Genomic DNA, 21,328 nt, shown 5'->3' with positions numbered 1-21,328 from the left:
GAGTTCGGTAAGCCCAACCGATGAAGCCTTTGTTTATGATTGCCACAAACTTTATTCAACAAAAAAATGTACCCGCCCGTAATCCCTCATAACTAATGTTCCATTATTTCTCCTTAGCGGGCGGCTAATCCCTGTAATGACATGACTGATTTAAAAGAACAGGCGGAAGTACAGGAATATTTTGAGTTCATCAGCAAGAAAGAATTCCCGTGCGTTGCCGCCAAAACGGCTCTTACCTGGCAGCAGCTTAACTGCCTGGTCGTTGATCATCTGGCTTGCCCCAAAGATGACGCGGCCATCCTGGATTTTATCTACGGCTTTGTCGATAAGTACCGGCAGTCCGACAAGCTCTACCACAGCGCCGCGGTTATCTTCCGCGGCCCCACCGCGCCCGACGAGGCCCTGTTCGAAGAGCTATTCTGGCAGCGGCTCCAGTCGCTGGCCAACCTCGACGCCCGGCAGTATGGCTACGACCCGCGCGTGGTGGCCGACCCTGCTTCGCCGGAGTTCAGCTTCAGCCTGAAGGAAGAAGCCTTTTTCGTGGTGGGCCTGCACCCCGGCAGCAGCCGGGCGGCCCGGCAGTTTAGCTACCCCACGCTCGTCTTCAACCCGCACGCCCAGTTCGAGCAAATCCGCACCAATGGCCGCTACGACCACCTGCGCGACACCATCCGGACCCGCGACGTGGCGTACTCCGGCTCGGTGAACCCCATGCTGCAGAACTACGGCGCGGCCTCCGAAGTCTACCAATACTCCGGCAAAGTCTACGACAACTCCTGGCAATGCCCCTTCCTCAGCCCCCATGCCCACTCCCCAATTAATACCGCCGCGTAGCGGCACGGCCTTCGTGCTGCGCCAGGGCCAGCGCCTCAAGGTAACCGACCCCCAGGGCGAACAGGTGTCGGACTTCGTGTGCTTCAATCTGCACGATCCGGCGGAATACCTGTCCTCGGGGCGCACCATCGACTACGCCGAAACCATCTTTCTCACGGCCGGCCACCCGTTCTACTCCAACCGCAGCAATGTCATGTTCGAGCTGCGGGAAGACACTGTGGGCCGGCACGATTTCCTGCTTACACCGTGCAGCGCAGATACCTTTCGCATTATTTACGGCCATCAGCACCCGCACCGCGGCTGCTTCGGCAACCTGAGCGAGGTGCTGGCTCCGTACGGCATCAGCCCCGACCAGATTCCGATTTGCTTTAACATCTTCATGCACGTTACCGTGGATGGCGAGACGGGTAAGGTCGGCGTACTGCCACCCAAAAGCCGGGCCGGCGACTTCGTCGTGCTCGAAGCCCGGATGGACCTGATTGTGGGCATGACCGCCTGTTCGGCCGAGATGTCGAACAACTATGCCTTCAAGCCTATTGCCTACGAAATTATGGAATAAATAATTTTTTATTCTATTATTAATAAACACAAATTACAAACTGCTCATTTTAGGACTTACGGGACAGGAGGCGGTTTCCGACTAAATGGATGGTCATTATTTAGAACGTGGTTTCCATAGCAACAGGCTCTTTTGGGGAAAATCAATAACTGTTAGATATTGGCTCAAGAATGGGTAGCCCAGCAACCCATCGATTCCTAGCTTATAGCCAGCATTGAGATGAGAAATGTCCGAAAAAACAACCCCCATGTGCCGATACTTAACCCCCGCGACTGAGATGGTTTTTATCTCTCCCTGCTCTGTCGACGATGTTATTTTGTCGGCCCCTTTAAGCAAGCTACTGCTCGTAACACGGTAGCTCCCGGCTGGTAATTTCGGCCTCAAAGGCTGGCTAAACACATTAAGTTGTGCGCCGGTGTCCAGCCCAAAACGGAACGTAGTGCCTTGAATTGTGCCGGTAAGTATTGGGATGTGTTTTGTCTGTTCCAGTGCAAGTATGTATTTAGGTGTCCCTAATTCTTTGACAATTAAAGCCCGTTCTGTTGTTAGCATCAGCTGATTTGCTTTATAATCGAGCAGCAATACATAGGTTTTGAGTTGTGCATACCCAATCAGCCCGGCAAACGAGCGGCCCGTAGCCTGCTCCAGATGACTTAAGTCGATGCTCGTAACAGGCGTGTCAGTCAGCGTTATGTCGGCCCACCGGAAGCTTTTAATTTGAACTCGCTGCTTAGTCAAAGCGCCATTAACCCCAGCCGAGCTCGCAGACGTAAGTGAGGTGTCGGCCTTGGCGTTTAGAATCAATCCTGGTGCCCCGGAATCGAGAATAAAAGTAGCCGGCTTGCCGTTCAATTCTGCCTGCACGAAGATGAGCCCCCCGACTTGTTCAAAGGGGATCCTAGTGCTTTTAGGAGAGCCGGGCGGTTGAGCTTGTCCATATGCAGCATGCAGGCTCATCCCCGCAACCAAGCAGGCGTAAAGCCAGTTAATCAGATTTGCCGAACTACTTCTGTTCATAAAATGGAGGTTTGATTAAATTAGAAAACTGAAGGCTTCGACAGTGAGATAAGATTTAAGGGTAGTACCGTCAGGGAGCCACATCCGGCAGTTATACCCCGACAAATGCCAAGCCATGTCAGCCCCAAATGGTACATTGTACCGAGTTCATGGACGTTATTCGATAGCAAGGTCGTGGCCCGACTTGTGAGGTTGCATGTAGCATCAAGCCACTCGGCTTGCCCAATTCACCCAACCATAGCGTTACCCGAAACGTTGGGCCTGCCTCTTTAAGTCGATATTGTCGCGCTATTTAGGAGGCTATCCGGAAAATCACCAGAACATCCTGCTCGACGCCAGAGGAGCAGGACGTTCTTTTTTTAGGACAGACATTTTCCAAATATCCTCTAAACCTAAAAAGGAGGGACTAACCAGTCCCTCCTTTTTAGGTTCAATGCCTCTACTTGCTGCGCTTCCGGAGAGGACCATAATCCTACTCGCGCCTAGTTATTCTGATAAGGCGCCAGCCCCATGTTCTGGAACATAAAAGCCCATTTATCAGTCTGCTCCCCAATAATCTGCGCGGTGGAGCGGCCGGCGCCGTGGCCGGCTTTCGTTTCGATACGGATGAGCACCGGGGCGGGGCCCTTCTGCGCTTCTTGCAGGCGCGCGGCAAACTTGAACGAGTGCGCGGGCACGACCCGGTCGTCGTGGTCGGCGGTGGTGACGAGGGTAGCGGGGTAGCTGGCGGGCTTCAGGGCATGGTAGGGCGAATACTTGTAGAGGTACTCAAACATCTGCTTGGAATCCTCGGCCGTGCCGTAATCGTAGGCCCAGCCAGCCCCGGACGTGAACTTGTGGTAGCGCAGCATGTCCATCACGCCCACGGCCGGGAAGGCCACTTTGCAGAGATCGGGCCGCTGGGCCATGGTGGCCCCAACCAGCAGGCCACCATTCGAGCCGCCGGCGATGGCTAAGTGGTCGGCGTCGGTGTACTTGTTGGCTTTGAGGTAGTCGGCCGCGGCAATAAAGTCGTCGAACACGTTTTGCTTTTGCAGCTTAGTGCCGGCCAGGTGCCACTTCTCGCCGTACTCGCCGCCCCCGCGCAGGTTGGGCACGGCGTAGATGCCGCCATTTTCCAGCAGCACAATGTTGGAGGTGCTGAAGCTGGGCGTCAGGCTGACGTTGAAGCCGCCGTAGGCATAGAGCAGCGTGGGGTTTTTACCATTGAGCACCACCCCCTTTTTATGAGTGATAATCATGGGGATGCGGGTGCCGTCTTTCGAAGTGTAAAACACCTGCTTCGACTCAAACTGGGTGGGGTCGAACTGGACGCCGGCTTTCTTGAACACGGTTGATTTGCCAGTGGCAATGTCGTACTTGAAAATAGTGGGCGGGTAAGTGTAGGAGGTGAAGGTGTAGTAGGTTTCCTTTTCCGTTTTCTTGGCGTTGAAGCCCCCGGCCGTGCCCACCGAGGGCAACGTAATGGCGCGCTCCTTTTTGCCGGCCATATCGTACTGCTCGATCAGCGAAGTGGCGTCTTTCAGGTAGTTGGCGAAGATTTTACCGCCGGCCGTCGAGGCGCTCAGCACGTTCTTGGTTTCCGGAATCAGGTCTTTCCAATTGGCGGGCTTGGGGTTGGCGGCGTCTACGGTCACCACCCGGTTATTGGGCGCATTCAGGTTGGTGAAGATGTAGAGCTTGCTGCCCACGTTATCGATAACCTCAGCTTCGTTCTTCTCGTGGTCGACCACCTGCACAATGGGGCTGCCGGGCTTGCTCAGGTCCTGGATGTACAGCTCATTGCCGGTAGTGGTGTTGGCCGCCGTAATGATCAGGAAGCGCTGGTCCTCCGTTACGGAAGCGCCGATGTAGCGGCGAGGGGTTTTCTCACCGCCAAAAATCAGCTTATCGGCCGTTTGTGGGGTGCCCAGTTGGTGGTAAAACAGCTTGTGAAGCTGGGTCAGGCCCGCCAGTTGGCTGCCTGCCTTGGGCTTGTCGTAGCTGCTGTAGTAAAAGCCGTCGTTGCCCTTCCAGGCCAGGCCCGAGAACTTCACGTCCTTCAGCGTATCACCCACAATGGACTTGTTAGTCGTGCGCAGCACCACCACCTTGCGCCAGTCGGAGCCGCCTTCCGAGAGTTGGTAGGCGGCCAGGCTGCCGTCTTTGGTGAAGTTGATACCGGCCAGCGAAGTGGTGCCATCCTTCGAAAAGTTATTGGGGTCGAGAAACACCTCCGGCGCGCCGGTGCCCTGCTGACGATAGAGTACCGACTGATTTTGCAGGCCGGTATTTTTCGAAAAGTACGTGTACGGACCCTCCTTGAACGGGGCGCTGTACTTCTCGTAGTTCCACAGAGTTTCGAGGCGCTTGCGGATGGCTTCGCGGAAGGGAATCTGAGCCAGGTAGCCTTGGGTGACCTTGTTTTCTTCCTGCACCCAGCCCTTGGTATCGGGGGCCTGGTCGTTTTCCAGCCAGCGGAAGGGGTCGGCTACCTTAGTGCCAAAATAAGTCGCAACCGTATCTACCTTCTTCGTTTGCGGGTACGGCAGATTCTTGACCGGTGCTTGGGCAAAGGCGGGCGAGCTTATCAGCAATGCCGCCAGGTAGGCATAGGAGATTCTCATGAAAGAGGGGTTGATGAAAAATAAAGATGAGGTGAAAATTATCCAAAAAAGTCGGCTGCCACAGCCCAATATTTCTTTGTTTAGCGCAAGCGCTGAAAGACTCTTGCCCTCCGCCGGGGCAAAATAATAGCAGCCAGACATTCCCCTGCTTTGCTACTAGCGGCTTGGCTAAGCTGATAGCATGGGCCGCGATGCCGGGCCCAGGCTACTTACCACCGTCGAATAGTTGTTCTTTAGTTAGCAATAGCCTGCTTGACCTGGCTTAAGACAATAATTGCCGGGAGGGTTGGCTGCGCCAAATTACCAAAAAGCCGAGCGAAAGGCCATTACTTCGTCTTTATTTTTGCATCCTTCTACGAAGCGCCATAGTCTTGTGGTAGCGGGGTTGTGCTTGCTGGCCGCGACTCCCGTACCACTCAACGGCAAGCAGTAACCAGCCGATGCTTGTTTCCCCAGCCGCTGTTGAGCCGCGGCGCTCAATGCTCCCAGCCAATACGAGTGGTCCTTACGCTATTGTGCCGGGCTTCGAGGATTCCGCTCGAGTCGCCACCCAGATACGCACGTTGATAAGGTAAGTGGCTCCACGTATCGGTGCCGGAAGTGTCGAAAACGGGCGGTACGTGCCACAAATCAGGGTCCTGCCGCCAACGCAGAGAAGGCTTCCGTCGTTTGGGAAAGCATGGTGACATTTCACATCGGTTGTTCGGGCTACCACTACCGCCACTGGCGCGGCGCTTTTTATCCCGAAAAAATGCCCATGCGGCTCTGGTTTGATTACTATAGCCAGCACTTCCGCTCCCTGGAGCTGAACGTCACTTTCTACCAGTTTCCCAAGCTTTCGTCGCTGGAAAACTGGTACGCCCTGAGCCCACCGGGCTTCTTGTTTGCCGTGAAAGCGCCGCAGCTCATCACGCACTACAAGCAGTTCAATAACGTACAGCAGCTACTGGGCGACTTCTACCACACCACCGCCCGGGGCCTGCTCGACAAGCTGGGGCCCGTGCTGTTCCAGCTGCCGCCCCGCCTTACCTACGCCCCCGACCGCCTCGCCCGCATCGCTGATTGCCTCGATCCGGCCTTCGCCAACGTACTTGAGTTCCGGCATCCTAGCTGGTGGCAGCCGGCGGTATACGATGAGCTAACCAGTCGCCGCATTAGCTTCTGTGGCCAGAGCCATCCGCAATTGCCCGATGCGGTAGTGGGCACCGCGCCGGTGCTCTACTACCGCTTCCACGGCGTACCGGACCTTTACCGCTCTCCTTACGACGAAGGGTTTTTACGCCGCGTGGCCGGTGAAATTCAGGCTCAGCCGGGGGTGCGGGAAGCTTACCTGTATTTCAACAACGACATCGACGCCTCCGCCATTGGCAATGCCCGGCAGATGCTGGCTCTGGTGTAGGTGGGGCCCCACCCCCCTGCTCCCTCTCTGGGAGAGAGGGGGAACCTGGCGTTAGTTTAGGCGAGATGAGAGAAGGTTAATTGGGCCGCGCGTCTCAGACGTGCGCCGAGCTACCCTCAGTCTTCCAACTTCCCTATACGCTCTAACACAAAAAGGCCCGCTCTTATCGAGCGGGCCTTTTTTCTACTTAGCGCTTACCGCGTGGGCGGCTTACTTGCGCTTGGCTGGGGCCTTTTTGGCCGGGGCCTTTTTGGCAGGAGCCTTTTTGGCGGGAGCCTTCTTCACCGGAGCGGCTTTCACCGGCTCAGGGGCGATGGTCGGGGCTGGGCCGTACTTCACTTCGGCAGCGTTGGGGTCGCCAGTGAGGTAGAGGTCGAACTCGACGCGGCGGTTGATGGCCTGGCCTTTTGCAGTAGCGTTGTCCGCAATCGGCTTGGTTTCACCGTAGCCATGCGACACGATACGGTCGGCCGGTACAGCCTGGCTCAGCATGTAGGTACGGGCTGAAGCCGCACGGTCATCGGAGAGGCGCAGGTTGTAGTTATCGGCACCCTTGCTGTCGGTGTGGCCCGAGATGCTCAGCGTGTAGTCGGGGTACTCAGCCATGACAGCAGCCAGGTCTTTCAGCGTCGGGTACGAGCTGGGCAGCAGCACGGCCTTGTTGAATTCGAAGTTGATGAACTTCGTAGCCTCTTGCAGGCGCTTCTTGGTTTCAGCTTTCACCTCGGGGCAGCCTTTGTTCGAAGCCGGACCGGCACGCTCGGGGCAACGATCCTGATAGTCAGGCACACCGTCGCCGTCTTTATCCAAGGGGCAACCGTTGGCATCTACCTGCACCCCAGCCGGAGTGTTGGGGCACTTGTCATTCTGGTCAATTACGCCATCGCTGTCCGCGTCGGGGCAACCGCCGAGTTCAGCTTTGCCGGGGGTGTCGGGGCATTTGTCGTCGCTGTCGCGAATGCCGTCGCCATCACGGTCGGGGCAGCCTTCGAGCGCGGCCACGCCTTTCTCATCGGGGCACTTATCCTGGTAGTCGGGTACACCATCGGCGTCTTTATCCAGTGGGCAGCCGTTGGGGTCCACAGCCACGCCTTTGGGGGTGCCGGGGCATTTGTCTTTTTTGTCGGACACGCCATCACCATCAGTGTCCTTAGTCTGGCCCAGGGCCACGGTGATACCAGCCTGGTGCAGCAAGAACCGGTCGTACAGCTTATCATCCGGGCTCCCGTACAGGTTGTCGATCCGATCCGTGAGGGGGTAGTGCTGGCTGGTGGTCAGGTCCAGGCCTACCGCGCCGCCGAGGCGAATCCGGATGCCCGCCAGGCCGAAGACTTCGGGCCGGCGAATTTGGTTGAAGAAATCCCGGCCATTGGCACGGCCCCGGCTATTGGCGAAAATAGCGCCGCCACCACCCATCAGGTAGGGCTGGATGAGAGCTTCTTCCTTTAGAATCTTGCCATTGTTAAGCTTGAGCTTGATGCCCAGATCTACCATGCCCATATTGGCATCGAAGTTATCGCCGGCCCGTACTCTGCTGCTGAATTTATACAACTCGTAATATCCCAGCAAGCTGAGATCGAACGACGGCGACAAGTACCGGGTGATGGATCCGCCACCGCCTACCTCGAGGTCGGGCCCGGAGCGGTCCCAGAAATCACTACCCATGTTACCGCGGTATTGCAGCAGGCCAACGTTGGCGCTGAGGGCGGTTTTTCTATCAGGGGTTTGAGCCTGTGACGGGGAGGCAGCCATGCCAAGCATGACCGTACCCAGCGCAAGTCCACGTAGGAGTTGAGGTTTTAAGCGCATAAAAAAGTGTTAGGGGAATTGGTGTATAAATCCGCTACCAACAATTGAGCCAGCACGAACAAGGAGCTATACTTTTTCTAATTAAAAAAGTTGTTATATCGGCGTGCCACGCAACCAAATGCGCTACAAGTCACTCAATAAGTGCGCGTTATTTATTTAATTGTCGCGCTTCACACCTTATCACTAAAATTGAGCCTGTGATCGGCACTTACGACAGTAACCGTCGAGTAGCTAGGCCAACCTTAATCATCAGCACCTCAATGCCTCATGTACCAAAGCCGACGGGCTGGGCTAGCAAGAGCTCATTCATGCTCCATTCGCCATCCCAAAGCCGTGCCTGCCAGTGGTGGCCCTGCTTCAAGGCCTACCCAAATATAAGATCAGCGTAATATCAACACCTGAATTAGTGCCATATTGTCGTGCTGGTATTTGCCGAGCCAGCACTTAATACCGCCGCAGAATGCTGGCGGCCAGCCAGGATAGACATACCCCTCGAAGCTTCATGAGGCGTTGGTTTCAGCAGTGGCCATCATGCCAGCAGAATGGTATCTCATCCGCCAGAGCTAATCTAAAAACTGATAGGCGATGAGTAAGCCGGCCTAAAGCCGCCCAAAATTCAAACCAAGAATCAGCACGATGCCGATTACCATCAGAATCAAATAGGTTTCTACGGCACCGGTTTGCACGTAGCGCAGCAGCTGCCCGCCCCCATTTACGATGCGGCCAAAGCTGCCGACAACCGGGTTGATGATGCCATTCTCCACAAACTTGTACAAGCCGTTGGATAGGGCCATGATGGGCCGCGTAAACAAAGCATTGTATAGCTCATCAATATAGTATTTATGGTACACCAAGCGCTCAGGAGCCGAGCGCTGGGCATCCTCTTCGACTGGGCGCTGGGCGCGGGCTACGTAAAATACGTAGGCTAGAACGATGCCCAACAAGCCCGCCGCTACCGACAAGCCCATTAGCATCAATTCGGTGTTATGGTCGGGCTCGGCGGAGAAGGCCGCCGGCAGGAGGCGCCGCGAGTAGGTAAAAATCGGAGCCAGGTAGTCGGCCAGGTAGTGGCGACCACCCGTGAACATGGGGGCCCCCATAAACCCGCCGGCGGCGGCCAGCAGGGCCAGCACAACCAGTGGCAGCGTCATCGAAGCGGGCGACTCGTGCAAGTGGTTTTTCTGCTCGGCCGTGCCGCGGAACTCGCCAAAAAAGGCCAGGAACAGCAGACGGAACATGTAAAACGCCGTCAGGAAGGCCGTGAGTAATCCCATGGCCCACAATGCTTTGTTGTGCTCATAAGCGTGGCTCAGAATTTCGTCCTTCGAGAAAAAGCCGGAGAACGGCGGAATGCCCGAGATGGCCAGGCAGCCAATAAGAAAGGTCAGGAACGTGATGGGCAGGGCCTTACGCAGGCCACCCATGCGACGTAGGTCCTGCTCGTTGCTCATGGCGTGAATAACCGAGCCGGCACCGAGGAACATCAGCGCCTTGAAAAACGCGTGGGTAAGGACGTGGAACAGGGCGGAGGAGTAGCCCATTACGCCCAAAGCCAGGAACATGTAGCCAAGCTGCGACACGGTGGAATACGCTAATACCTTCTTGATGTCGTTCTGCGCCAGGCCGATGGTAGCGGCAAACAAGGCTGTGGCTGCGCCCACGATGGCCACTACTTCCAGCGTTTCGGGCGCCAGGGTGAATAGCACGTTAGCCCGCAGCACCATGTAGATACCGGCCGTAACCATGGTAGCAGCGTGGATGAGCGCCGAAACGGGCGTAGGACCGGCCATGGCATCGGGCAGCCAGGTGTAGAGCGGCAGCTGTGCCGACTTACCCATGGCCCCAACAAACAGCAGCAGGGTAATGGCCGTGCAGATGCCCGCGCCGTAGGTTCCAAACTGCCCCAGGCTGGCCTTCTGGAATACCTCCGCGTACTGCACTGAGTTGAAGGTAAGGTAGATAAGAAATATCCCGAGCAGGAAGCCCAGATCGCCAATGCGGTTGATGATGAAGGCTTTTTTGGCGGCGTTGTTGTACGCGGTGTTCTTGTTCCAAAAGCCGATGAGCAGGTAGGAGCACAAGCCCACGCCTTCCCAACCGATGAAGAGGATGACGAAGTTGGCACCCATTACCAGCAGCAGCATGCTGAAGATGAACAGGTTCAGGAAGCTAAAGAACTTGCCCACGTTTTCGTCGTGGTGCATGTAGCCGATACTATACACGTGAATCAGGAAGCCCACGCCCGTCACCAGCAGCAGCATAATCAGGCTGAGCTGATCAATCTGGTACTGAAAAGGAATTTGCAGCGAGCCGACGGAAATCCAGTCGAAAAGCTGCACGGTGTACTGGTACTGGAAGTTCAGGAACAGCATCACCGAAATCAGGAACGAGCCGAGCACGGTGGCGCTGCCAATGAGCCCGGCCACGGTGCCGGATAGCTTTCGGTTCAGCAAGCCATTCAGCAGAAAGCCCAGGAAAGGCAGCAGCGGAATCAGCACGTAGAGCAACGTGGGATAAGGGGCGACAGCGCCGGGAAGAACGGTTTCTTGCATTGCGAGTAGTACCTGGTGCTTGGTAGTTGGTGCTTGGTGCTTGGTGCCTAGTTGTTGATGCTTGGTAGTTAATGCTTAATGCGGTATTGGATTCTTTTTACCAAGCACCAAGCACTAGGCACCAAGCACCAACAACCAACTAATTACCACTTCAACCGGCTGAGCAGATTGACGTCGGTCGTTTGGAAGTTGCGGTAAATCATGACGATGATGCCCAGCCCTACCGAGACCTCGGCGGCGGCGACGGCCATGATGAAGAACACGAAAATCTGGCCGTTGGCGTCGGCGCGGTAGGCTGAAAATGCCGTTAGCAGAATGTTCACGGCGTTGAGCATCAGCTCGACGCACATGAAAATAATGATGGCGTTGCGGCGCACCAGCACGCCCGTAACGCCAATGGCAAACAGAGCCGAGGCGAAAAAGACGTAGTACTGCAACGGAACGGTGCGGATAACTTCGGGAACGGTTTGAGAAATGCTTGGGTCCATGCGAAAGGAACGGCAAAAGGGCGGGGCAGCCAGCCGGCCGGCAAAGGTATCCTGAAAAACGAAAAAGCCGGACCGAATTTAGCGGCGCGCGACCTTAGCCGGCCGCCTGGGCGCGCCGCCCGAGCCGGGTTCCGGCGTCGGGGCAATGCCCGCTATACAGCCCGTACGTCGGCCCACGGCGCATTCCTCAAAAACTTAAAGTAATTTCGGGGAACGGGCGTCTGCTTGTTCAGAATGAAAACCATGGCGCTCTCACTTCCTTCTTCTCTTGCTCCGATGACGGCTACGCAGCAAGACCGCCAGATTGCCGAAGCCGTGCGCCAGCAGCGGCCCCGGCTGCTGCAGTTCATCCGCCGCCGCATTCCCGACGAGGCCGAAGCCGAAGATATTCTCCAGGACGTCTTCGCCGAGCTCGTGGAAAGCTACCGGCTGCTGAAGCCGGTGGAGCAAGCAGCCGCCTGGCTCTTCCGCGTGGCCCGCAACCGGATTACCGACCTCTACCGCCGCAAACGCCCCGTGAGCCTGGAGGCGGCCTTTGGAGCAGCCGAGGCCTCCGACGACGGCGAAGGCCTGCTGCTGGCCGACCTGCTGCCCGCCCACGACGACCTACCCGAAAACCGCCTCCTACGCGAAACCCTCATGGAAGCGCTCACCGAGGCTCTGGCCGAGCTGCCCGCCGTGCAGCGCCAAGTGTTTGTGTGGCACGAGCTGGAAGACAAATCTTTCCGCGAGATGGAAGAAGAAACGGGCGTGCCGCTGAAAACCCTCATTTCGCGCAAGCATTACGCCGTGCTGCACCTGCGCAAGCGCCTGCAAAAGCTGTACACCGAATTGTTTACTGATTAACCGAGGCGACGAGGTGGCGGGCATCAAGGTGATGAAGCGTTCGCTCATCGGCTTGGTCGCGCTGCCATCAAAACCACGTCACTCTTCACCTCATTATTTCATTACCAATCATGGACCGTAAATTCTGGCTACTGAGCGGCCTCCGCTTCTTTCTTTTCGCGGCGCTATTTATCACGGCGGCCATTTTCATCACGCAATACCTGTGGAACTGGCTGGTACCCGAGCTGTTCCACGGGCCATCAATTACCCTGGGGCAGACGTTTGGCTTGTTGCTGCTCACCCGGCTTCTGTTTGGGGGCTTCCGGGGCGGGCAGCCCGGCAAATGGGCCCAGCGGCGTAAGGCCTGGCAACAGCGTATGGCCCGCCGCCTGGAGCACCTCAGCCCCGAAGAGCGCGAAAAATTCCGCCAACAAATGCTGCAGCGCTGCAGCATGAGCCGGATGCGCCAACGCGAAGCGGCGGCCGAGGCCCCAATCCAACGACCAGCCTAGCTTCGCGGCTCACAGCAGTGCGACCCACGGCAGTAAAGCACCGGAGCGGAGCTTCTTTTTCAGGACCTCCCCTTTTATTCCGATTATTCCGATCGCACTCAGGTAATCGTCGGTTTAGGGCCGATTCTGGCGGGCGAACTGACGAAGGTATGCCCCACTGCATTCAACGTACTCGTTGGTTTAGGCTTACCTGCTTCTACCCAGCAAGGCGGTTCATTGCCCTCAAGGCGCCTTGCTTACCCTTAGGTACAAAAAGCCAATGAGTTTGTCCAAATTGAGCTAATGCCGGTGAGCGCCTTCGCTCTCCCGCTGGTTGGTTGCGGCTTGGCGCAACCTTAACCAGCACAGCGGCCACGGTGGGGCGCTGATCACCAAAAAAGTACTGGCTATCAGCAGTTTATCAAAAGTAAAGGATTCTCTAAAAATCAGCTCTAGCAATTCAATAATTAGGAATAATTCTAAAAATAAACCGATTTATTCAAGTGTCAATGTTCTCTTATTGTGAATTATGCCCGCAAACGCAGCAGCCTTGCCGGCTGAGTCGGATATGCCAAACCGGAGTTACGTTCGACAGCCCAACAGTCGGCGTAGCCCTTGCTGGCTTGCCTGAGCCCAGGGGAGAACACTAGCAGCTATTTAAATGTGGTTTCCATCGAAGCCTCACTTTTTATTCGGATTTTATTTAGACATTTGTCTAAATACAGAAATAGCATCATGAGCGCCCTCTTCAAAACCTTGAATGACCTCACCCAGCGCACCATTCTGGAGGGGTTGCGGGCGGACCCGCTACGGCTTGGGCCATTGCCGAGCAGTTCCCGTTCTCCGCCCCCACCAGCCGACTTAATCACCAGCTAAAGACTTAAGACTAGTTCGTGACCTACACCCTGAACATAGGCTGTAATGGACCAATTGCTGAACTGGCGACTATAGCTACAGCCAATACCGACAGGAGCTCACGACTAGTATCTGTCGAACTGCTTCCCTATCCTAATCCCTTACTGCGATGAATTGGAAAAAAATACTTCTTTATCTGGCCTTTTCCTTTAGCATCAGTTGGACTGTGTTCATCATTTCGAAACTGCTGCGCGTTGAGTATGCCAGTACCGCCGGAACAATTATCGTGGCGGGGCTCTACATGCCTGGGCCAAGCTTGGCGGCGTTTATTGTTCAGAAACTTATTTATAAGGGTAGTTTCAAAGAATATGGGTGGGGTTTCACCAAGCAAAGCATCAGATGGGCACTAATCACCCCGATAATATTCTTGGCATTCCTTGCTCTGGCTTTTAGCGTGGTCGGGCTATTAGGTAACTCAGACATAATCCCCGAGTTTGGGCAGTTAAACTTCTCGCATGAAAGTGTTGAGAGTAATCTCAGAAATCTGCTGGGTAACAGGCTTGACACTAGAGCTATCAAAATCCCTGATGCATCATCGCTCACTTTGTTATTTATCTTCCTGCTACAGGCTATGGCTGCTGGAGTATCGGTAAACCTGCCTATTATGCTTGGGGAGGAGCTTGGCTGGCGCGGCCTGATGCTAAAAGAGACACAAACCTTAGGGTTTGTGAGATCGAATCTGCTCATCGGCATTACCTGGGGAGTGTGGCACCTACCTATTATTATAGCGGGGCATAATTATCCGCACCATTCGTATACTGGCATCTTGATGATGTGCATATTTACGGTTGCCATCAGTCCGGTATTTGCTTACGTGAGGCTGAAAATGAAATCTATTGTAGGGCCGTGTATGCTGCATGGCATGATCAACGCAAGTGGTAGTATTCTTACCCTGTATGTAGTCCATGCGAATGAATTGTTTAGCTCTATTGCTGGATGGGCAGGTGTTATTGCGGGCTTGCTTTTAACAACCAGCATTTATGTTTTTGACGGATCTTTCATCAAATCGTATTCAAGAATATAACAGATGTTAGCTAATATTAAGGCTGCGAATAGTAACTAATTCGGTCATTCCATCAAGGGCATCTAGGGCGGTCCCCCTCTGCAGGAGCGCATTTTTAGTAGAGCTTCACTCTAAATTTAGATATTTTCCTAAACATTGAAGCCTTGTCATGAATGCCATTTTCAAAGCCCTGAACGACCCCACCCGGCGCGCCATTCTGGAGCGGTTGCGGGCCGGGCCCGCCACGGCCGGGGCCATTGCCGAGCAGTTTCAGTTCTCGGCTCCCACCATTAGCCACCACCTCGACTTGCTGCGCCAAGCCGACTTGGTTACCAGCCAGAAACAGGGTCAGTTCGTGGTTTACACCCTCAACATGACCGTGTTTGATGAGTTGCTGGGATGGCTTTATCAATTCAAATTCTAACTCTTTTTCGGTTCAGCCCAACTTCCTTACCATGAAAAAGAACCTGCTGCCCTGGCAACTTCTCACTGTAGCAGCGCTAGTGGTGCCGTCGGGGTATTTGCTTTCGGTGTGGAGCCGTTTGCCTCCGCAAATTCCTACCCACTTTGGCTTGAATGGCCAGGCCAACGGGTACACCAACCGCGACCACATCTGGCTGCTCACCCTGGGCCTGCCATTGGGCGTGGCTTTACTGTTCACCATCCTGCCCCGCTTCGATCCCAAGCAGCGGCTCGACGGTAACAGCGTCAACTTTCAGAAGCTGCGCTTGGCCGTAGTGGCCTTGCTAGGCGGGGTGGCTTGCTATGCACTCCATACAGCGCTTCAGCCGGGCATGGCTCCAGGCCGGGGCATCGCGGTGCTGCTGGGCCTGTTTCTAGCCTTAGTGGGAAACTACATCACCACTGTGCAACCCAACTACTTCGTGGGCATTCGCACACCCTGGACATTGGAGAGCCCCGCGGTATGGACACGCACCAATCGAATAGGCGGCATTACTTTCTGCGCTACGGGCCTGCTCACAGCAGCGCTGGCCCTGCTGCTGCCGCGGGCCTGGCTGCCAGCGATGCAGTTGGGCCTGATGCTGGGCACGGTGGTGTTTTGCTACGCGTATTCTTACGTGGTGTTCCAACAGGAAGAGCGCTTGCGCAAGGCCCTGTAGCTGGCTAAGGCCCCACCAGCCGCGGCCATAGTTATTGTCGGCAACTTTCGCGTCGTACTCGTTGCTCTGCATCTGCCCGTCGCCGTTGCCATCGACCCACGCAATTTCCTTGTTGGTGGGGCAGCTAGGACCACACTCCGTCGCTCATGGTGCCCATAGTGAAGAACCTGGCTGGCACTGCCTATTTCGCCATCGAAGCGAAACCCCAGCAGGCTACCAGCATATTTTCAATATGTTATTACCTATTCATCTAGCAATTATCAGCCACTTCCAGTCCGTGCACCTAGCAGCAGAAGCCCTCCTCACACGGCCTGGCAACCGCTCTCGGACTCGTATCCCAATACCAGCATAAATACAATGCTGAGCTTTCAGCACAAGCAAAATCCCCGGCCAGATTAGACTGACCGGGGATTTTGCTTGTGCTGGAAACCGCGTTAGGCTACAGCTTTTTGGTATTGTCGTCGAGTTGGCGGTCGATGAGGAAGTTGTAAGGGTCGACGGCCACCGTGGCAGGCTTTTTATCCACCACGAAGCGGAGCTGGTTGTCGCCGACCCGTAGGTGGCGCTTGCTGAGCAGCAGCGGGGGCACCGGCTTTTTATCGGGACCCAGCTCCGGGAAGATGGCTACGGGCAGGGCGTCGCGGGTTTGGTCGGCGGGGTGTTCGTTACCGAGGCTGTCGGCGTAGAACTTGGCACTCTTCACCGTAAAATCGACCTGATAGCGGCCATCGGGCAGCTTCTTGCTGGTGGCGGCCGTCACGCGGTTATCGTACAGCGTGATGCGCTCGAAGAAGTCAGTCACAAGGGGCTGGAGCGAGTCGGGCGCGGCCCGGCGCAGGTAGCCGATAAACTCCGTAGAGTTTGTGAAGGGCGGCGGCTGGAAGGCCACAGCCGCAACGTACTGCTTGAGGGCACCGTTCAGACGAGCCTCGCCCAGGTAGTCCTGCAAGGCGTACATCACCACCGAGCCTTTGCCGTAGTGGAGGTACTGCTGGTTCTCAACCAGCGCCAGCGGCACTTCTTTTTTCTTCTCGAAGGCCCGCCCCATTAGGTAGCGGTTCTGGTCGACTTTGAGGAAGCGCTGCATAGTGCTGGGGCCGTTGTGGTGGCTGAGCACCATGAGGGCCGAGTATTCGGCCAGGCTTTCGACCATAAGCGTGCTGCCCTGCACGTTGCCCCCAATAACCTGGTGGGCCCACCACTGATGGGCTACTTCGTGGGCCGTTATGTAGTACGGGTAGTTCAGATCTTCGGGGTCCTTGTCGTTCACGTCGGCCACGAAGCCAATAGCTTCGGAGAACGGCACCGTGTTGGCGAAGCTCTGAGCAAACTGCTGGTACTGCGGAAACTCCAGAATGCGCAGCTGCTGGTGCTGGTAGGGCGAAAAGTTACGCGAGCAGTAGGCTAGCGACGCCTTGGCCCCCTCGGCCATGCGCTTGAGGTTGTACTCGTGCCCCGGGTGGTAGTAGATGGTGATGGGAATGGTGCGCCCTCCCGCCGTATCCACCCACTTGTCGGTGTAGGTTTTGTAGCGGGCCGAGAGGTAGGTGTAGAAGTTGAGCATGGGCCGGTCCATCACGTAGGTGAAGTAGCGGCGTCCATCCTGCACCCATTCCTTTTTCAGGTAGCCGGGGGCCATCGCCGTCTGGTCGGCCTCGGTGCTGACGGTAGTGCGGAACCGGATCCAGTCCGAGTCGTTCCTGATGTAGGTGTTCTGGCGGCCTTTCAGGTCGTTCACGGGGGCCATGCGCGGCTTGGGCTTGAGGCCGTAGTTCTTGCGGTCCTGGTCGTCGCTTAGCTCCTCGCCCTCCTGGTAGCCCAGGCGGGGCAGGTAGTCACTGCTGATAAAGGTACCGTTGTACACGATGTCGGTATTGGAACCTGAATTAGGGAAGCCGCGCTCCTGATAAAACAGGTCAAGGGTGAGCGGTAGCGAGTCGCCGGGGGCCAGGGGCCGGGCCAGGCGATACAGGCGCAGGCCAAGCGTAGAGTCGTTCAGGGCCAGGGTGGCCTGGCCGGGCTTGCCCAAGGCCAAGGCCCGCAGCCGGGGATGCTGTTCCATAGGCACACTCACGATAACCGTATCCAGGGCCCGCTGGTGCTTGTTGACGAGCGTAAACTGCCCCCGGAACCGCACCGCGCGGGTGCTGGGGTAGATGTCGGTGTTCATATCCACGGCCGTAATGCGCGGCTGGGCCACGTCTTTAAGGCGCCGGTACTGCTTTTCGTAGGTGACCTGTAGCTGCTCCTGCTGCTTGGGAGTACGGTACTGGTTCAGCACGTTGGTGTTGTAGAAGATGAAAGCGCCGGCGCTCAGGCTCACCAGCAGGCCCAGGGCGAGGGTGGCGGTACTGCCGGGGGTCCAGCGGCGGCGTGCCTCCCGCAGGCGGCCGGTGGCGTCGGTGCCCCGCACCCACAGCAGGTTCGCGGCCAGCACCATCAGCAAGGCCACCCCCGCCCAGAGCAGCTTGGTCCACCAAAACGCAGGCAGAAAATGGCCGTACCCGTTCATGGCCGAATACCGGCCGGGGCTGGCGCTGCCGCCGTAATCGAGCAGGCGGTGCGTGAGGCCCATCTGGCCGCGGAAGAAGTTAGCCACGTAGTACGCGATTACCACGAAGAAGCCCAGGTACTTGTTGTTCACTACCACCTGCGTAACCATGGCCAGCACGCACCACAAGAGCAGAAACGGCAGTTGGTACAGGAACAGGGACCGCAGGTAAAGGCCAATTTCGTAGTTGAAGTAGCCTTTAAGCGTCTGCACCAGCAGCCCACAGGCCATTACCACGGCCAGCAGCACTACTTGCACCAGGCCCAGCGCGGCCAGCTTGCTCAGAAAGGGCACCCAGCTCGGCACGGGCACGGCGTCGGCAATCTGGGCCACGCCGGCTTGCCGCTCGCGCCACACCAGCTCGCCGCTGTAGAAAATGATGATGGCGAGGAAGAAGAAGAAAAACGAGCCCAGGGCGATGCGCAGCAGCTCGTTGGTGACGGGGAAGGTGGGCGTGTCGAAGGTTTTGCCCGCCTGCCAGGACGAGGTCAACAGGAAAATGACGCCGGCCCCGGCAATAGCCGCGAAGTAGCGGCTGCGGACGATGCCCCGAAACTCCAGCTTGGTCAGGCTCCACCACTGGCGCAGGCTCATGCCCCCGGAAAACACCTGCGCCACGCGCGGCAAGCGTAGGCCGCCGGGCAACCCCGCGGCCAGCCCGGCCCCTGAGCCCGCCAAAGAACCTGCCTCGTCGGTAGCCGCGGCCCGCGCTTTACGGGACTTTTTAGCGGGTTTCTCGGAGGCGAAGGCCGAAAACCGGAACCGGGCGTAGCAGAGCCCCAGCAGGCCGAGCCCCAGGGCCAGCCACACGGCCCGGTTCAGCAGCACGTAGCTGGACAAGGGCAGCAGCAGGGAGTTTTTCTCGGCCGGCGTCCAGTAGCGGGTCGTGAGGTCGACGGCTGCCAGGCCGAAGGCATCGAGGGCGGCCACCAGGTGCTCATTCTTAAGATCCTGCAGCAAGGCTGAGGACACCAGATACGCCACCAGCAGCAGCACGGCCCCAATGTAGGTGCTCAGGATGTTGCGCGTGAGCGTGGCCATCGTAAAGAAGATAGCTCCCGTAAACAGCAGGTTGGGCAGCAGCAGCAGCAGGTAGGGCCACACGTAGCTGCCGGCGGGGATCACGGCTAGAAACCGGTCGGCCTCGACCCAGGGCATCACACTGGCCAAAGCCGCTCCGATGGCAATGCCGCTGAAGACGAACGCGGACACCAGGTAGGAGCCCAGGAAGCGCCCGCCCAGATACCCGGGTTTGCTGATGGGCGTGGTGTAAAAGAGGGCGTGGGTGCGGTATTCAAAATCGCGGTACACCGGGTTGCCCATGAGCGAGGAAGCGATGATAATCCCAAACACACTCAGCACTCCCAGAGTCAGGCTGATTGAAAAGGGACTATTGATTTTCACCGCCTGCCCGTCGCCGCCCAGACTGATGTGAACTCCCGTGCCGAAGCCGCCGCCGGCGGCCGTCACGAGCAGGAAAGCCATGAGCAGCAACAGGAAAAAGTAAATCCAGGTGGCCGGCCGCTTGAGCCGGTATTTTAATTCGAAAAGAAGAATAGGGAGAAACATGTTGGCAATTAAAAATTGAGAATTAAAAATTAAAAAGCCGGGTGGTTATGCGCTGGCCGTCGGTCAGCGCCCGGCAAAGCAGGTCGGTTCATCGGTACCCCAACCGGCCGATCATGCCAGGGCCGGCCCATTTTTAATTTTTAATTCGTAATTTTTAATTTCCGAGAAATACACGTCCTCCAAATCCGGATTCACGATTTCAAACCCACTGTCCGGCGCGGAATCGGCCAGGACGTGGACCACAGTTTTGCCGGCAAACAGGCGCGAGCTGATGACCTGGGTAGCCGCTTGCAACGCCGGCAGCTCGGCCTTCTCGACGAGCTTGCGCCAGATTTTTCCCTTCAGGTTATTCATCACCGTGAACGGGTCGCCGGTGAGCAGCACCTCGCCCTTGTTGATGATGGCCATGTGGCGGCAGAGGTCCGCCACGTCGGACACGATATGGGTGCTGAGGATGACCACCAGGTTTTCGCCAATCTCGCTGAGCAGGTTGTGAAAGCGATTGCGCTCGGCCGGGTCCAGGCCGGCGGTGGGCTCATCGACGATGATGAGACGGGGGTTGCCCAGCAGGGCCTGGGCAATGCCGAAGCGCTGCTTCATTCCGCCCGAATAGCCGCCCACGTGCTTTTTGCGCACTTCGTACAGGTTGGTCTGGTGGAGCAGGGCCGCCACCAGTTCCTTGCGTTCCCGGCTATTAGCGATGCCTTTGAGGGTGGCAAAATGGTCGAGTAATTCCTCGGCGCTCACGCTGGGGTACACACCGAATTCCTGGGGCAGGTAGCCCAGCACCCGCCGCACGGCCTCCTTGTTGCGCAGCACGTCAATATCGTCGAGCCGAATCGAGCCCGTGTCGGCGTCCTGCAAGGTGGCAATGGTGCGCATGAGGCTGCTTTTGCCCGCCCCGTTGGGCCCCAGCAGGCCAAACATGCCTGTGGGAATGTCGAGACTAACGTTTTTCAAGGCATGCGTCCCGTTGGGGTACGTCTTCGAGAGGTTGCTGATGGTGAGGGCCATAGTGGGAGCAGGAAAAAAGTGAGTAAGAAAAAGCGTTGAGATGCGGGAGTCGCCGGGAACAGTCAAGTAGTGAATGTGTAAATCGCGCTCTTATCAAAGGCATTACACTAATTCGTCACCGATGCCGGGCGACCAACGCAGTTGCCTGAGATAAGCAGTTATTTTTACCACTGGCCAGTAGGCACGAGCCAGCCACCGTTGCCGGGGCGGGCAAAATCCTGTGGCACTGGCATACTCTTGCATTACAGTAGGGTTAATAGTTCAAATGTCGGTTTCGAAGGCCGGGGCTTCCATCTCATCATGACCAACCAAACCGCTTTGCTGACCAACGAGGAGCTGGCGCAGACGAACGCGGTTACTCATGGTTAATTAGAGTGGCTGTACATTTTGCAGGTGGACGAGGCTGGTCATCACTGGTTTTAGGGCCGGCCTATTTCTAGGCGCGGCTACTGCTGCTGTGTTTCTCGGTTTGGGCACTGGTCTATCTAGGTTGCGTCTCTAATTCACCCGCAGCACAAAGCCGGCTTGCCAGAGCACTCGCCCCGGGTTCCACGGCGCATTGGTCACCGGGGCCT

Annotated in this window: 15 protein-coding genes; 8 read left to right on the top strand and 7 right to left on the bottom strand. The window is 56.8% G+C overall.

What is annotated here, in order from left to right; all coding sequences use genetic code 11:
* The first annotated feature begins 141 nt into the window (after positions 1-141).
* Positions 142-834, top strand: coding sequence for a guanitoxin biosynthesis heme-dependent pre-guanitoxin N-hydroxylase GntA (gene gntA / locus IC235_RS18670; RefSeq protein WP_191006727.1), 693 nt, complete (start codon positions 142-144; stop codon positions 832-834).
* Positions 803-1,393 carry a DUF1989 domain-containing protein gene (locus tag IC235_RS18665; protein ID WP_191006726.1) on the top strand — a complete coding sequence of 197 codons (591 nt, stop codon included), beginning with the start codon at positions 803-805 and terminating at the stop codon, positions 1,391-1,393. The genes gntA and IC235_RS18665 overlap by 32 nt, the downstream gene beginning before the upstream one ends.
* Before the next feature lie 96 nt (positions 1,394-1,489).
* Here IC235_RS18665 and IC235_RS18660 read toward each other — a convergent pair whose 3' ends face one another.
* Positions 1,490-2,410 carry a retroviral-like aspartic protease family protein gene (locus tag IC235_RS18660; RefSeq protein WP_191006725.1) on the bottom strand — a complete coding sequence of 307 codons (921 nt, stop codon included), beginning with the start codon at positions 2,408-2,410 and terminating at the stop codon, positions 1,490-1,492.
* Between the two features lie 482 nt (positions 2,411-2,892).
* On the bottom strand, positions 2,893-5,016 hold the full coding sequence (locus tag IC235_RS18655; RefSeq protein ID WP_191006724.1) for a prolyl oligopeptidase family serine peptidase: 2,124 nt from the start codon (positions 5,014-5,016) through the stop codon (positions 2,893-2,895).
* A gap of 679 nt (positions 5,017-5,695) precedes the next feature.
* On the opposite strand from IC235_RS18655, the gene IC235_RS18650 reads away from it, so the two are divergent.
* On the top strand, positions 5,696-6,415 hold the full coding sequence (locus IC235_RS18650; protein WP_191006723.1) for a DUF72 domain-containing protein: 720 nt from the start codon (positions 5,696-5,698) through the stop codon (positions 6,413-6,415).
* Between the two features lie 210 nt (positions 6,416-6,625).
* On the opposite strand, the gene IC235_RS22690 is transcribed toward IC235_RS18650, so the two are convergent.
* From IC235_RS22690 to nuoK, 3 genes are all read right to left on the bottom strand, one after another.
* The gene (locus IC235_RS22690) at positions 6,626-8,224 is read right to left on the bottom strand and encodes an OmpA family protein (RefSeq protein ID WP_191006722.1); all 1,599 of its coding nucleotides are present in this window, start codon (positions 8,222-8,224) and stop codon (positions 6,626-6,628) included.
* A gap of 599 nt (positions 8,225-8,823) precedes the next feature.
* Positions 8,824-10,776, bottom strand: a complete 1,953-nt coding sequence (nuoL, locus tag IC235_RS18640) for an NADH-quinone oxidoreductase subunit L (protein ID WP_191006721.1) — start codon at positions 10,774-10,776, stop codon at positions 8,824-8,826.
* Between the two features lie 143 nt (positions 10,777-10,919).
* A complete protein-coding gene (gene nuoK, locus IC235_RS18635; RefSeq protein WP_191006720.1) occupies positions 10,920-11,264 on the bottom strand; it encodes an NADH-quinone oxidoreductase subunit NuoK in 345 nt (114 codons plus the stop codon).
* A gap of 276 nt (positions 11,265-11,540) precedes the next feature.
* Here nuoK and IC235_RS18630 point away from each other — a divergent pair, with 276 nt between their 5' ends.
* The 5 genes from IC235_RS18630 to IC235_RS18610 all read left to right on the top strand — a co-directional run bounded on the left by IC235_RS18630 (position 11,541) and on the right by IC235_RS18610 (position 15,619).
* Complete coding sequence (locus IC235_RS18630; protein WP_223847405.1) at positions 11,541-12,110, top strand: RNA polymerase sigma factor; 570 nt, start codon at positions 11,541-11,543, stop codon at positions 12,108-12,110.
* Between the two features lie 110 nt (positions 12,111-12,220).
* Positions 12,221-12,601, top strand: coding sequence for a hypothetical protein (locus IC235_RS18625; protein ID WP_191006718.1), 381 nt, complete (start codon positions 12,221-12,223; stop codon positions 12,599-12,601).
* Between the two features lie 1,003 nt (positions 12,602-13,604).
* On the top strand, positions 13,605-14,519 hold the full coding sequence (locus IC235_RS18620; protein WP_191006717.1) for a CPBP family intramembrane glutamic endopeptidase: 915 nt from the start codon (positions 13,605-13,607) through the stop codon (positions 14,517-14,519).
* 148 nt (positions 14,520-14,667) lie between these two features.
* Entirely contained in the window at positions 14,668-14,922 is a 255-nt protein-coding gene (locus tag IC235_RS18615; RefSeq protein ID WP_191006716.1) for an autorepressor SdpR family transcription factor, read from the top strand.
* Between the two features lie 31 nt (positions 14,923-14,953).
* Positions 14,954-15,619 (top strand): SdpI family protein, encoded by a 666-nt coding sequence (locus IC235_RS18610; RefSeq protein ID WP_191006715.1) that lies wholly within the window; start codon positions 14,954-14,956, stop codon positions 15,617-15,619.
* Positions 15,620-16,058: 439 nt separating this feature from the next.
* On the opposite strand, the gene IC235_RS18605 is transcribed toward IC235_RS18610, so the two are convergent.
* Positions 16,059-19,739, bottom strand: coding sequence for an ABC transporter permease/M1 family aminopeptidase (locus tag IC235_RS18605; RefSeq protein ID WP_191006714.1), 3,681 nt, complete (start codon positions 19,737-19,739; stop codon positions 16,059-16,061).
* Between the two features lie 111 nt (positions 19,740-19,850).
* Complete coding sequence (locus IC235_RS18600; RefSeq protein ID WP_191006713.1) at positions 19,851-20,753, bottom strand: ABC transporter ATP-binding protein; 903 nt, start codon at positions 20,751-20,753, stop codon at positions 19,851-19,853.
* Positions 20,754-21,328: the final 575 nt, after the last annotated feature.

Source organism: Hymenobacter montanus (assembly GCF_014699115.1).
GTDB classification, from domain to species: domain Bacteria; phylum Bacteroidota; class Bacteroidia; order Cytophagales; family Hymenobacteraceae; genus Hymenobacter; species Hymenobacter montanus.
Note: the sequence above shows the minus strand (reverse complement) of the source record. Positions and strands in the feature narration are given on the sequence as shown.